This is a genomic window from Bradyrhizobium sp. AUGA SZCCT0431 (genome assembly GCF_018131065.1).
In the GTDB taxonomy this organism is placed as follows: domain Bacteria; phylum Pseudomonadota; class Alphaproteobacteria; order Rhizobiales; family Xanthobacteraceae; genus Bradyrhizobium.
Genome location: NZ_JAFCLR010000003.1, coordinates 153,697 through 167,314, shown reverse-complemented (window position 1 = coordinate 167,314; position 13,618 = coordinate 153,697). Strand labels below are relative to the sequence as shown.

At 63.0% G+C, this 13,618-nt stretch carries 8 protein-coding genes; 6 read left to right on the top strand and 2 right to left on the bottom strand.

What is annotated here, in order from left to right:
• Nucleotides 1-224: 224 nt before the first annotated feature.
• Nucleotides 225-734, bottom strand: coding sequence for a hypothetical protein (locus JQ567_RS03835; protein WP_249165209.1), 510 nt, complete (start codon nt 732-734; stop codon nt 225-227).
• Nucleotides 735-1,530: 796 nt separating this feature from the next.
• Here JQ567_RS03835 and JQ567_RS03830 point away from each other — a divergent pair.
• Both JQ567_RS03830 and JQ567_RS03825 read left to right on the top strand, forming a co-directional pair.
• A complete protein-coding gene (locus JQ567_RS03830) occupies nt 1,531-4,863 on the top strand; it encodes an adenylate/guanylate cyclase domain-containing protein (RefSeq protein WP_212437559.1) in 3,333 nt (1,110 codons plus the stop codon).
• A gap of 184 nt (nt 4,864-5,047) precedes the next feature.
• Complete coding sequence (locus tag JQ567_RS03825; protein WP_212437558.1) at nt 5,048-6,787, top strand: serine hydrolase; 1,740 nt, start codon at nt 5,048-5,050, stop codon at nt 6,785-6,787.
• 145 nt (nt 6,788-6,932) lie between these two features.
• Here JQ567_RS03825 and JQ567_RS03820 read toward each other — a convergent pair whose 3' ends face one another.
• The gene (locus JQ567_RS03820) at nt 6,933-8,720 is read right to left on the bottom strand and encodes a caspase family protein (RefSeq protein WP_212437557.1); all 1,788 of its coding nucleotides are present in this window, start codon (nt 8,718-8,720) and stop codon (nt 6,933-6,935) included.
• A 112-nt stretch (nt 8,721-8,832) separates the two neighbouring features.
• On the opposite strand from JQ567_RS03820, the gene JQ567_RS03815 reads away from it, so the two are divergent.
• The 4 genes from JQ567_RS03815 (at nt 8,833) to JQ567_RS03800 (ending at nt 13,611) form a co-directional block, all read left to right on the top strand.
• A complete protein-coding gene (locus JQ567_RS03815; protein ID WP_212210132.1) occupies nt 8,833-10,188 on the top strand; it encodes a hypothetical protein in 1,356 nt (451 codons plus the stop codon).
• 60 nt (nt 10,189-10,248) lie between these two features.
• A complete protein-coding gene (gene metK, locus JQ567_RS03810; RefSeq protein WP_212210133.1) occupies nt 10,249-11,511 on the top strand; it encodes a methionine adenosyltransferase in 1,263 nt (420 codons plus the stop codon).
• 77 nt (nt 11,512-11,588) lie between these two features.
• Nucleotides 11,589-13,022, top strand: coding sequence for an adenosylhomocysteinase (gene ahcY, locus JQ567_RS03805; RefSeq protein WP_212437556.1), 1,434 nt, complete (start codon nt 11,589-11,591; stop codon nt 13,020-13,022).
• Between the two features lie 172 nt (nt 13,023-13,194).
• Nucleotides 13,195-13,611 carry a nuclear transport factor 2 family protein gene (locus JQ567_RS03800; protein WP_212437555.1) on the top strand — a complete coding sequence of 139 codons (417 nt, stop codon included), beginning with the start codon at nt 13,195-13,197 and terminating at the stop codon, nt 13,609-13,611.
• Nucleotides 13,612-13,618: the final 7 nt, after the last annotated feature.

The window sequence follows — 13,618 nt, the reverse complement described above, 5'->3', positions numbered from 1 at the left end:
GAATTGCAAATGGCAGCTATGGGTCAATCGGCGTCGGCTTGCGCCCCTGCCGGCCAAGTCCGGTTTCCCTCCACAAGCGGGTAATTCTCCGACGCCCCTCCGGATCGGCGCAACGCGCAGCACGACGGCCTCACACCGCAATTTTTTGTCCTGGTGGGTACATAGCGCTGACATTCCGCTATCGCGGACGAACGTCGCTGCGCATTCCAACGGCAATCGGAAAATCACTTGCCGGCATCTTCGGTCGTGCCGTAGCTCCGGGCGATGATGCCGGCAGCAATCTGGCACGAAGAGCCTGTCATCCAATTGCCTCCGATCAACGCCAGCCATCCGTCAGACACGGTCTCATCGAGGATGATGATGCCGACAGACGCAAACGTCGCCATCGCGGCAAGAAATATTCCGACCGCACTCAGGAGCTCGATCGCAGTATCGGGGCTCCATCGTTGCCGCCGGATCGAGGCTGATCTTCGAGCAGAACGGCGAGGCAGGTCGATGCCGACATAGAAGCTGAAAGCCCCAAAGAGCATCATCAACAGGACGATCCCGACACTTAAGGGCAGTTCGTCTTGCCGGCGCAATAATGCTGCGGCGACGTACAAGCCGCATGAGCCGCCAATCGCGGCGAGTCCTACTCGTTCAATGAGATGCGCCGATTTGATGAGAGCAACAGGAGCGAACCCGGTCGTCTTCGTGCCGGATGACCTGTCGAGATTTGCGTTGGCCATTTTCATGTTGCTACCTTTCCAAAAGGTGCCTGCCGGGACGACGCGATAGTGGCTGCGCCTCCGACGCAGCAATCGTCCGGCGTGAGGTAATCTCGAACGGCCGCATCAACGCGTTTGACGACGTTATGCGCCCATCTTCCCGAAATCCGTATGACCTGCAGTTTCGTTAAGTGCGTTGGCCTGGGCTCGCGCAATCCAGGTTGTCGCCACATTGCCGGGCGCGAATCTGCGCCGCTTCCGCGTGGGCGCTATTGAGCGCCCTCGGGTCCCCGGAAAAATCTGATGTCGCTCGTGACAGCAGCCGTTGGGACCGATCGGACTTCTAGCACCTGCTAATGCACCACTGTGTGAGACACTTCACATCGTCGATATGCTCCCGCCCTGCAGGCTACGTCATCGTCGGGCGCTCAGGGTTCAATCAAAACTTTTTCCGGAGTAACGTGGTACCTGATCGTTCGTTAGCCGATGGTCGACACAACGCAGATCTCGGCGGGTCTTATGTCTGGGGTCACCGATCCGCTCAATCCGGCGCCACGTCCATATCAGTTTGAATTTTTGAACACTGCGAATGGGTTCCTCGCTATCCTGACGTGGGAATATTCGGCAATCCAGCCGATTGCATCCTGCCAATACTCTTTTGAGTAGCGGATTTTTGGACTGGGCACCTTCCAGAACGAGCGAAGGCCAGCCGCCGCCGAATTGCCGCAAACAAGACGTGCGATCCGGGAAAAATGTGCAATAATTTTTTCGTTACCGTGGTCCAATATTGGGCTGGCCGCCAACCAGACAGTGGGTGGTGCCAATGCAGACGATTGCGGACTGGCTCGAGAAGCTGGGGCTTGGGCAATACGCGCTGCGTTTTGCCGAGAACGGGATTGATCTTGGTGTCCTTCCCGAACTGACGGATCAGGACTACGACAGATTGGGAGTCCTGCTCGGTCATCGTCGTAAAATGCTGCGCGCGATTGCCGAACTCAATCAAGCCGAATTGGTCGCCGAGCCGGCGATCCGGCGCGATGCCGAGCGACGGCACCTCACCGTCATGTTCTGCGACCTGGTCGGTTCGACGGCGCTTTCGGCGCGACTCGATCCCGAGGACATGTGGGAGGTGATCCGCGCCTATCGGGCCGCCTGCGCGAGGGTCATTGCCACTTACGATGGCATTATCGCCAGGTTCGTGGGCGATGGAATACTTGCTTACTTCGGCTATCCCGTTGCACACGAGGATGACGCGGAGCGCGCCGTGCGGGCGGGGCTCGACATCACCGCCGCAATAGGGCCGCTCGAAACGCGCGCGATACAGCGGGTTGAGGTGCGGATCGCGATCGCGACCGGACTTGTCGTGGTAGGCGACCTCATCAGCGGAGGCGCGTCAGAGCAGCAGGCGATGGTCGGCGATACACCGAACGTCGCTGCGCGACTCCAGAGCCTGGCGGAGCCGGGGGCGGTTGTCGTTGCGGCTTCGACGCGCCAACTGCTTGGCGATCTGTTCACGTTTCGCAGCCTCGGCCGCCGCGAGGTCAAGGGCATCGACGAGCCGATCGCGGTCTGGGCGGTCGAAGGCGGAGCCGCATCGGAGAGCCGCTTCGAGGCGGTGCGAACCGTGCGCTCGGTTGGCTTTGTCGGCCGCAAGGCGGAGATCGAATTCGCGCTCTCGCGCCAGCAGCTGGCGTGGCAGGGCCAGGGCCAGGTGGTCCTGATTTCCGGCGAGGCCGGGATCGGCAAGTCGCGCATCGTCGCGATGCTCTCGGAGAACCCTGCGTTGGGGACCCACCGCCGGGTGCGCTATCAGTGCTCGCCCTACCATACCAACAGTGCGCTTCATCCCTTTATCGCTCAACTCGAGCGCGCTGCCGGCATCAGGTCGCAGGACACGCCAGACCAGAAGCTCGACAAGCTCGAGGCAATGCTGGCGCTCGGAACGCAGCAGGTGGCCAAGGCGACGCCGCTCATCGCCGCTCTGCTTTCGATCGCCACCGGCGAGCGCTATCCGCCGCTCGGCCTGAATCCAGTGCAGCAGCGGCGACAGACATTCGTCGCCCTGCTCGATCAGCTCGAGGGTTTGGCACGGCAGCAGCCTGTGCTGGTTGTCTGCGAGGACATGCATTGGGCCGACGCCACCACGCTTGAGCTGTTCGATCTCACGGTCGACCGGATCAGGGCACTGCCGATACTCGTGCTCATGAGCTTTCGGCCCGAGTTCGAGCCGCCCTGGGTGGGCCTTCCCAACGTCAGCCTGTTGCGGCTCGATCGGCTTGACCGGCGGGACACGCGCGCGCTGGTCGAGCAGGTGACCGTCGGTCGGCAGCTGCCAGGCGAAATGATGACGCAGATCATCGAGAGGACGGATGGTATCCCGCTGTTCGTCGAGGAATTGACCAAGATGGTGCTGGAGTCCGGGCTGCTGGTGGAAGATGCCGGGCGCTATCGGCTCGATAGTCCGCTCCCACCGCTCGCCATTCCCGCGACGCTGCAGGACTCGCTGATGGCCCGGCTCGACCGGCTGGCGCCGGTCAAGGAGGTGGCGCAGATCGGCGCTGCCATTGGCCGCGACTTCTCGTATACGCTGCTGCGATGTGTGGCGGGGCGCGATGATCTGACATTGAGCGCCGCGCTGGCGCAGCTCGAGCAGGCCGAACTGCTGATGCGGCGTGGCACGCCGCCGGAAGCTCGCTACAGCTTCAAGCATGCGCTGGTGCAGGAAGCGGCTTACGAGAGCCTGCTCAAGAGCCGGCGGCTGCAGCTCCACAAGCATATCGGCGATGTCTTGCGCGACAGCTTTCCGGTCGTCGCCGAAACCGAGCCGGAAGTGCTGGCCTACCACTTCACCGAGGCGGGGCTCGGCGAGGTGGCCCTCGGCTGGTGGCGCAAGGCCGGCCAGCAGGCGCTGAAACGCTCGGCCTATTCCGAGGCGGTCGCCCATCTCGGCAAGGCCGTCGCGATCGCCGATGGGGTGCCCGATGCGCCGGGCCGCATCATGAGCCGGCTCGATCTCCAGATTGCCTATAGCCGCGCGCTGCGCGGAAGCCTTGGGCACAGCGCGCCCGAAACGGTGGCCGCATGGACGCGCGCCCGGCAGTTCGCAGCTGACATCAATGATCCGGTCGAACTGGCGCCGATCCATTCGGGCCTGTTCAATGCCTGCCTCACTCACGGCGAGATCGCGCCGATGCGGGACTTGGTGGGTGCAATCGTGAGCGCCGCCGACCGGCGACCGGAATCGCCGGTGGCTGCAGTCCTCGCGCACTGGACGAGCGGGGTGACCTGCTGGTTCGGCGGCGATTACCTGAATGCGAAAGTGCATCTTGAGCGGGCGCTGGCGATCTACAGCGCCGAGCCGAATCCCGAGACCTTCAGGGCGTCGACGCTGGATCTGCCGTTCGTCATCATGAGGTTTCTTGCCCTAGTGCTCTGGCCGATCGGGAAGATCGATCGGGCGCGCCGGCTCGCCGCGGCAGCGGTGAGTGTCCCGGGAGAACAGCGAGCGCTGTCGCAAGCCAATGCGCTCGTTCATAAGGCCGTCTTCGACGGACTGTGCCGGGGCATGTTGCAGCAGACAGAGACCATCCTTGCCCTCGCTCTCGCCCGCGAACATACCATGCCGTTGTATGTGGCTGCCGGGACCTACCTGAACGGCCTTGCAAAGTGGCGCGCCGGCGAACGGGAGGAGGGACTGAGCGAAATGCGCCGCGGCTGGACCCTGCTGCATGAAAATGATTGCTACCTTTGTGAGCCGTTCTGGGGCATGCATGTTGCCCTGGCGAACGCAGAAGCGGGGCAACTCGAGACCGGGCTGGAAATTGTGCGCGAGTTGATTGGCTGGACCGAACAATCCGGCCAGCATTGGCTCGATGCCGAACTGCATCGTGTCCAGGGAGAGCTGCTGCTCCGTTGCGACCCGCCGAACGCTTCCATGGTCGAAGCTGCCTTCAACAGGGCCCTTGAAATCGCCCGGCGCCAGCAGACCAAGACTTTCGAATTGCGCAGCGCGCTTGGTCTGGCGCGCCTCTACATCAGGAATGGTCGAACGGCGCCCGTATCCGAACTGCTCGGGCCGCTCCTCGTCGATTTCGACACCGCGCGGGATCTCCCCGAAATCGAAGAGGCGGAGAAGCTGCTTCGGCGCAGCCGTTAACCGGTGCAAGTACATTCCTTCGAGGGCCGCGAGGGCGAACCGCGCCAAACGAAGCGTCTTCACTTCTCCGTCAGGCAGGCTTCGCGAGCGGCTCGCCACCAGCTACAATCCGCAACGCAACCTTGCCGCGTGGTGCAGCCTGATCCGGGATGTGCGCTAGCTGCTGTTCGAGCCGAGAAGCTGCATGTCCCACGCATCCGCCGAGGCGCCAACCGCGCCGGTTTCCTCGTTCGCCTCCGATCTCGATCGTCTTGCCGCCGAAGTGATGGCCGACTGGAAGGTGCCGGGTGTCGCCCTTGCCGTGGTGCAGGACGGCAACGTGGCGCTGACGCGGGCCTATGGTCAGCGCGATGTCGAGGCAAATCTGCCCGTAACGCCGGCGACGCAGTTCGTAATCTGCTCGATCACCAAATCATTCACCGCGACCGCGATGGCGCTGCTGCACCATGAGGGGCGGCTCGACTGGACCAAGCCGGTGCGCGACTACATGCCCGAGTTTCGCCTGAGCGATCCGGTCGCGACCGAGCGGGTCACGGTGCGCGACCTGCTGAGCCATCAGTCGGGGCTGCCGCGGCATGACTGGGTGCATATGGCAGGCGACCGGGCGCCCGCCGAAATGCTAGGCCTGATGCGGCATCTCGAACTGAGCCGCGATATCCGGACCTCCTGGCAATACAACAACCTCTGCTACAACGTCGCGGGTCTCTTGATCGAGCGCCTCAGCGGACAGAGTTTCGGGGCGTTCATCCGGACCCGGCTGACCGATCGGCTCGGCATGACCGTCAGCTTCAACCTCGACGACCTTGACGCCGCAGGTGAAGCGGCGCGGCCGTACATGATGCACGAGGATACACGGCTGCCGGCGATGCGCCTGCCGATCCGCACCATTGCGGCCGGTGCGATCAACACCTCGGTCACGGGCCTTGCGAACTGGATGCGGCTGCATCTGGACAAAGGTGAGTTCGACGGCGAGCGGCTGCTGCCGGCAGCGCTGATCGGTGAACTGCATGCGTCGCGTGCCTTCATCTCGGTGCCCAACCTCGCCGAGTTCGGTCAGGCGCTTTATGGCCTTGGCTTCCAGACCAACTACTATCGCGGCGACCGGATGGTGTTTCACGGCGGCGGCTGGGTCGGCTGGGGATCGCTGATGACGCTGATGCCGGACTTGGGCATCGGAATTGCGGTCCTGACCAACCGCAGCCCGAGCGAAGTGCCGTCAACGCTGACCTGGTACATCCTCGACCGGCTGCGTGGCCGCGAGCCGGTCGAATGGCGTGCGCGCTTCCTCAAGCAACGCGACGAATTCATCGCCCACATGCAGGTCGACAAGGACGCCCGGGAAAAGGCGCGTCACAAGGATACGCGCCCGGCGCACGAACTGGCGGCGTATGCCGGCGAGTACGCGCATCCGGCCTATGGCGTGATGTCGGTGAAGGTTGAGGACGGTGCGCTGCATTGGGCTTGGCGCGGGATGTTCGCGCCCCTGACGCACCGCCATTACGAGACGTTCGAATTGCCCGAGGTTCCCGACCGTCTGCAGCCGGACCGGCTTGCCGTCACCTTCCTGACTGACCGCGACGGCAACATTGTCAGCCTGTCGGCGCCGCTGGAGCCTGTCGTGAAGGATATCGTCTTTGCACGCCTTGCGGCCGGCGACTGCACCGATGCTGCGTTCCGCGCCCGATGCGTCGGCCACTTCAAGGGCGGCGCGATTACGCATCGCGTCACGCTGGATAGCGAAGGCCGGCTGGTGCTGAAGCCCGACTACCAGCCGGCCTATCGCCTCGCGCCCGAGCAGGGCAGAAGGTTTCGCATCGTCGAACTTGAAGGCTTCGTCGTCGAATTCCGCGGCGAGGCTGTTATCGACGAGGTGGTCTTTCACCAGCCGAACGGCGTCTTTGTGGCGCAGCGGGTGGAGGAATAGAGCGTCGCCTTCCCACATCGTCACCTGCGACAAACGCGAAGCGTTTGCGCAAGGGAGCGAAGCGACGAAGCAATCCATTCTTTCTTGACACAGAAAGATGGATTGCTTCGCTTCGCTCGCAATGACGGTAGCGAGAGCGGCGTCGTTATTTCTCCGTCAGGTAGACCTCGCCGAGCAGCGACGAGTTCGACCACGGCACCTGTTTGGCCTTGGTCGCGGCGACCACTTCGGCGCGGACTCGGGTCAGCATCTGCTGCACCTCGAGCCCGGGCGTGCCGATGTGGCGCGACAGGGCTGCCGAGAATGGGCTGTTGACGCCTTCGCCGTCGAGCGCGACCTGTCCGGGCGCGGTCGCGTAGGCAATCAGCGTTCCCGCGCCAAGCGTCGAGCCGGCGCCAAGGCTGGCGGGTGCGGCGAGGCCCGGTCCGGCCTGAATGCCGCGATTGGCGCCGGCGGAAGCCACTTGCGTCGTCGCCACGGGGGGAGTCATGGGATTGTTGCGGCAGGCGTCCATGATCAGGATGTTGGTGCGCACCTGATCGTCGAGGCCGGCCATGATCGTATCCATTTCCACCATCGTATCCGTCATGCGGCCGCCGGCCTGCAGCGCCACGTCGATCGGCACGAGATAATTGCGGCCCTCGACCTGCACGCCGTGACCGGCATAATAAACCACGGCCACCTGCGCCCGTGCCGCATCGCGCAGGAATTCGCGGATTGTCGCCTGCATCGCCACGCGATCGAGATCGATGCCTTCGTTCACCACGAAGCCGATGTCGCGCAGGCTCCTGGCGATCGAGCGGGCGTCGTTGACCGGGTTGGGCAGCGGCGTGACGTGCGTATAGGCGCCGTTGCCGATCACGAGCGCGACGCGCCGCGTGATGCCCTGGACCGGGGCGGGAAGCGGGGCAGGGGTGGCCGCGCCGGCCGGCGCCGGCGTCGGTGTCGTGTTGGTTGTCGTGTTTGATGTCGCATGTCTCGGCGCTGGCGCGTCCGACAACAGCGAGAGCCGAACCTTCGCGGTGGCCTGATTGGATTTGCTGCCGGCGTCCGACGCCTTGCCTTCGAGGGTTGCGGCGTAGTCCTGCCTCGCGCTGGTGAAATCGCCCTTCGCTTCATAGGCGAGGCCGCGCTGGCTGTAGGCCGAAATCAATACGCTGCCGGGCGGCGTCATGATGTTGACCGGCGCCTTCGCCTTGGCGAGGCGGATCGCCTCGGTGCCGTCGGCGATGGCGCGTTCGAAGTCGCCTTTGGTGCGCCAGATCACGGCGCGGTGGATCAGCGGCTGCGGCAGCGCCGCATCGAGCCGGATCGCTTCGTTGATGTCGGCCATCGCGCCGTCGAGATCGCCGAGCGCCTGTTTCGAGATGCCGCGGTTCTGGTAGGAGAACGGAGACTTCCGCCCGGCGTTGATCGATGCGTCATAGTCGGCGATCGCCTTGGCGTACTCGCCCTTGCCACGCCAGGCGTTGCCGCGGTTGTGAAACAGGATGCCGCTCGGCGGTCCCAGCCGCAGCGCGTCGTTGAAGTCTGATATCGCGATGTCGTATTCGCCCTTGTCGTAATAGGCCGAGCCGCGCAGATTGTAGATCGCGATATCAGGCTTGAGCCTGAGCGCCTCGCTGGCGTCGGCGATGACCTGGTTGTAGTCGCCCTTCTTGTTCCAGCCGACCGCGCGCCAGAAATAGATGGTCGAGAGTTTCTCGCCGGAAAACACCTTCAGCGCGATGATCTTGTTGCAGGCATCGATCATCTGATCGGTCGGCGTGGTGTCGGTGGTGCAGAGCGGCCCGAGTTGTTTGCGGGACTGGGCGAGGGAGGGCGCCGACCACAGGGCGGCGGCGAGCAAGGTCAGCGTCAGGATCGCGCGGCGCGTCAATTGGTCCTCACCATCAAGGGGGTGCGTCCTTGTCTTGGTGGCGAAATTCGGCATGGCGGTTCATGCCGGCCGGGCCGGGAAACGCACCTTTCCCCGTTGGGCAGATGGTGGTAGGACATCCCGGTCACCTACCGCTGCCCACCGCTGCGTCCCAAACCGCCACCCGATGAAAAACGACAAGATTCTCAGCCAGATATCGGAATTCTGCCGCCAGGCCGATATGGCGGAGACGACGTTTGGCCGCCGGGCCGTCAATGACGGCAAGCTGGTGCATCGCCTGCGCGAGGGCAAGCGCATCACCATCGACACGCTGGACCGGATCCAGGCCTATATCGCCGCTTCCACGCCGGGCGGGCTGCCGCCGCCGCGCGGGATCGAAGTGCCGCCCGAGAAGCGCGACCCCAGGGGCAATTTCCGCTTCTTCGAGAACCGGCAGAAATACCTGTTGTTCGTCCATACCTGCAGCGAAAAGCGGGTGATCGCCGACCGGGTGGCGCTCGAGCTGTCGAGCCTGCATCCGCGGCCGCCGGCGCTGCGGGTGTTCGATGCCGGCGTCGGCGACGGCACGGTGCTGGCGCGGGTGATGCGCTCGATGCACGGCCGCTTCCCCCATATGCCGTTCTATATCGCCGGCAAGGAGCTCAGCCTGGAGGACGTCCGCCTGACGCTCGACAAGGTCCCGGACCGGCTGTTCGAGCATCCCGCGACCGTTTTTGTGCTCACCAACATGTACTACGCCGAGGCGCCCTGGCTGACGCCGGCTTCGCCCGCGGCGGCCGCGGGCATGATCTGGCACGAGGTGGCCTTGCAGGGGGCCTCGTCGGGCGAGTTCGAAACCCAGATCGCCGCACTGGGCCCATTTCTTGAGCAGAACTGGCGGGCCAATGTCAGCCCCACATCGGGCATGCCGATCTATGAACGGCCGGTGGCGCTGGTGGTTTACCGGGAGGACCACCGGTTCCTGCTTGATTCGATCATCCCCCGGGCGGGCCGGACCGAGGCCAATTTCGACCTCGTCATTGCATCCCAGCCATACCGGGCCAAATCCTCTGTGAATTTCCGCGCCAAGCGGATTATCGCGCCGCTGGCGCGGGCGCTGCGGGCCGGCGGCCGGTTGATCGGAATTCACTCCCACGGGCAGGATCCGGGGCTGGAAATCATCCAGGCGGTGTGGCCCGGAGAAAATCCTTTCGCGGTGAGCCGTCATGAGCTACTGCGCACGGTGAAATACGAGCTGGGGTCGGCCGGGCGCGACCTCAATTTTAATGCCTACGCCGATAACCGTTCCATCTTCCGTTATGATATGGAAGCGCTGCCCAACGAGGTCACCGGCTCGATCGGAACCTCGACGGCCTTTGCAGCGTGGAACGCGGCGGTGTATGTGGCCCAGATCGAAGACGAACGGTTGACGGAAATGACCGAAAACGGCCGAACCCTCGATGCCACCAGAGAGGTCCTGCGCAAGCATAATGGGCTTTGGTTTTACGACGAATCCTACGTCATCTCGCGCCGTCGCGACTGACATTCCGGGATAAATGACAAAGAGAGCCCGCCGACATCAGGCGGAAACAAGGGGTTGTTGATGCGCGCGTCTTATCTTTTCACCAGCGAGTCGGTTTCCGAAGGCCATCCGGACAAAGTTTCGGATCAAATCTCCGACGCCATTCTCGATGCCTTCCTCGAGAAGGACGTCAAGCTCGGTATTGCCGACGATAGTGCGGTCAATACCCGTCTCGGCTGCGAGACGCTCTGCACGACCAACAAGATCGTGATTGCGGGCGAGGGCCGTGGCCAGTTGTTCCGCGACATTCACGGCGTCTCGGTGGTCGATCGCGAACTGATCTCGGAAATCGCCCGCGGCGTGGTCAAGGACATCGGCTACGACCAGAACGGCTTCTCCTATCACGGCGCCGATATCGAGGTGCTGCTGCATGGCCAGTCGCCCGACATTGCGATGGGCGTCGATGCCAAGAAAAAGAAGAGCGGCGAAGAAGAAGGCGCCGGCGACCAGGGCATGATGTTCGGCTATGCCTGCAACGAGAGCGAAATCTACGAAAAGGGCAGCTTCATGCCCGCGCCGATTTTCTTCGCGCACCGCATCCTGAAAGTGCTGTCCGACAAGCGCCGCAGCGGTCAGCTGTTCGACCTGCAGCCCGACGCCAAGAGCCAGGTCACGGTGAAATATGTCGAAGGCAAAGCGGTCGGCTGCACCAAGGTCGTGGTTTCGACCCAGCACAACGAGAAGAGCCGGAACGGCAAGAAGTATTCGCCCGGCCTGATCAAGGACATGATCGCGCATGAAGTCGAGTCGGCACTGCCGAAGGGCTGGATGCCGCAAAAGTCCTCCGACTTCCTGGTCAATCCGACCGGCAATTTCGTGGTCGGCGGTCCCGACGGCGATTGCGGCCTGACCGGCCGCAAGATCATTGTCGACACCTATGGCGGCTACGCGCCGCATGGCGGCGGCGCCTTCTCCGGCAAGGATCCGACCAAGGTCGATCGTTCCGCTGCCTATGCGGCGCGCTACCTCGCCAAGAACGTTGTCGCGGCCGGCTTCGCCGATCGCTGCACCATCCAGGTCGCCTATGCGATCGGCGTCGCCGATCCGATGTCGCTGCTGGTGGAAACCCACGGCACCGGCAAGGTCGATGAAAAGAAGCTCGAAAAGGTGCTGCCGCAACTGTTCCGGCTGACCCCGACCAACATCCGCCGCACGCTGAAACTGAACCGGCCGATCTATCGCCGCACCGCGTCCTATGGCCATTTCGGCCGCGCGCCGGAAAAGGATGGCGGCTTCTCCTGGGAAAAAACCGATCTGGTGTCCGCGCTAAAGGGTGCGTTCTGATTTTCTCCGTAATCGTCCTGCTTATTCCGGAAAGCCTTTCGCGCTTTTCGGAATAAGCTTTTTCAAGGGATCAACACATGACCGCCGCCGCCAAGAAGCCTGCCTTTACCGACTACATCGTCAAGGACATCTCGCTCGCCGAGTTCGGCCGCAAGGAACTCTCGCTGGCCGAGACCGAAATGCCCGGCCTGATGGCGACGCGCGAGGAATACGGCCCGAAGCAGCCGCTGAAGGGCGCGCGCATCGCGGGCTCCCTGCACATGACGATCCAGACCGGCGTGCTGATCGAGACGCTGGCCGCACTCGGCGCCGACATCCGCTGGGTCTCCTGCAACATCTATTCGACGCAAGACCACGCGGCGGCGGCGATCGCAGCCGCCGGCATTCCGGTGTTTGCCGTCAAGGGCGAGAGCCTCACCGAATACTGGGATTACACCGCCAAGCTGTTCGACTGGCACGGTGGCGGCGGTCACCCGAACATGATTCTTGACGACGGCGGCGACGCCACCATGTACGTCCATCTCGGTCTGCGCGCCGAGAACGGCGACACCAAGTTCCTGGACAAGCCGGGTTCGGAAGAAGAGGAAGTCTTCTTCGCGCTGCTGAAGAAGCAGCTCAAGGAAAAGCCGAAGGGCTATTTCGCCGAGATTGCTAAGAGCATCAAGGGCGTTTCCGAAGAGACCACCACGGGCGTGCATCGTCTCTATGACATGCAGAAGGCCGGTACGCTGTTGTGGCCGGCGATCAACGTCAACGACAGCGTGACCAAATCGAAGTTCGACAACCTCTATGGCTGCCGTGAATCGCTGGTCGACGGCATCCGCCGCGGCACCGACGTCATGATGTCGGGCAAGGTGGCGATGGTCGCCGGCTTCGGCGACGTCGGCAAGGGCTCGGCGGCCTCGCTGCGCCAGGCCGGCTGCCGCGTGATGGTTTCCGAAATCGATCCGATCTGCGCGCTGCAGGCGGCGATGGAAGGCTACGAGGTCGTGACCATGGAAAACGCGGCACCCCGCGCCGACATCTTCGTCACCGCCACCGGCAACAAGGACATCATCACCATCGAGCACATGCGCGCGATGAAGGATCGCGCCATCGTCTGCAACATCGGCCATTTTGACAACGAGATCCAGATCGCGGGTCTGAAGAACCTGAAGTGGGACAACATCAAGCCGCAGGTCGACGAGATCACCTTCCCCGACAACCACCGCATCATCCTGCTGTCGGAAGGCCGCCTGGTGAACCTCGGCAACGCCATGGGCCATCCGAGCTTCGTGATGTCGGCCTCCTTCACCAACCAGACGCTGGCGCAGATCGAACTGTTCGCCAACAACAAGGACGGCAAGTACAAGAAGGAAGTCTATGTGCTGCCGAAGTCGCTGGACGAGAAGGTGGCCCGGCTGCATCTCGCCAAGATCGGCGTCAAGCTGACCGAACTGCGCCCCGACCAGGCCGAGTACATCGGCGTCAAGCCGGAAGGCCCGTTCAAGGCGGATCACTACCGGTATTGATCCAACCGCATACGCGACAAAAAAGCCCCGGAGCGATCCGGGGCTTTTTTCATGGGACGACCCCTGCTACGATCTGAGGTAGAACCACAAAAAGCTCGCCACTGTGGAAGCGGGCGGCACACTTTCCGGACTTCATTTTCAGAACGCCAAGAAACATTGCGGAGGGAAAATCATGTCTAACGAAGCAGCCAACGTCGCGATTTTGAAGGACGCCTATCGCCAGTGGCACGAGAGCAAAGGCGGCAGTGTCGAGCAACTGTTGAGCATTTGCGATCCAAGCATCAATTGGGATTCGATTCCCCGCGGCGCGGCGCCGCTGGAGTTTGCAAAGCAATATAACGGCCGTGAGGTGTTGCAGGGTTATTTCAGCCAGCTCCTGGCCGATTGGGAGATGATCCGCTACACGATCGACGAATACGTTGCGCAGGGCGATGTCGTGTTCGCGCGCGGCTCGTGCGCCTGGACCAACAGGAAAACCGGGAAGGTTGCGGACACGCCCAAGGTCGATTTCTGGCGCTTCCGCGACGGCAAGGCGGTCGAATTCTACGAATATTTCGATACTGCCCATGTCGCCGCCGCGGCGACGTAGCGATCCC

Bases quoted from the DNA above. Each gene is read 5' to 3' on its own strand.
- JQ567_RS03800 (WP_212437555.1), top strand. From the start codon at position 13,195: ATGTCTAACGAAGCAGCCAACGTCGCGATTTTGAAGGACGCCTATCGC.
- JQ567_RS03835 (WP_249165209.1), bottom strand. From the start codon at position 734: ATGAAAATGGCCAACGCAAATCTCGACAGGTCATCCGGCACGAAGACG.
- JQ567_RS03825 (WP_212437558.1), top strand. From the start codon at position 5,048: ATGTCCCACGCATCCGCCGAGGCGCCAACCGCGCCGGTTTCCTCGTTC.
- JQ567_RS03830 (WP_212437559.1), top strand. From the start codon at position 1,531: ATGCAGACGATTGCGGACTGGCTCGAGAAGCTGGGGCTTGGGCAATAC.
- JQ567_RS03815 (WP_212210132.1), top strand. From the start codon at position 8,833: ATGAAAAACGACAAGATTCTCAGCCAGATATCGGAATTCTGCCGCCAG.
- metK (WP_212210133.1), top strand. From the start codon at position 10,249: ATGCGCGCGTCTTATCTTTTCACCAGCGAGTCGGTTTCCGAAGGCCAT.
- JQ567_RS03820 (WP_212437557.1), bottom strand. From the start codon at position 8,720: ATGCCGAATTTCGCCACCAAGACAAGGACGCACCCCCTTGATGGTGAG.
- ahcY (WP_212437556.1), top strand. From the start codon at position 11,589: ATGACCGCCGCCGCCAAGAAGCCTGCCTTTACCGACTACATCGTCAAG.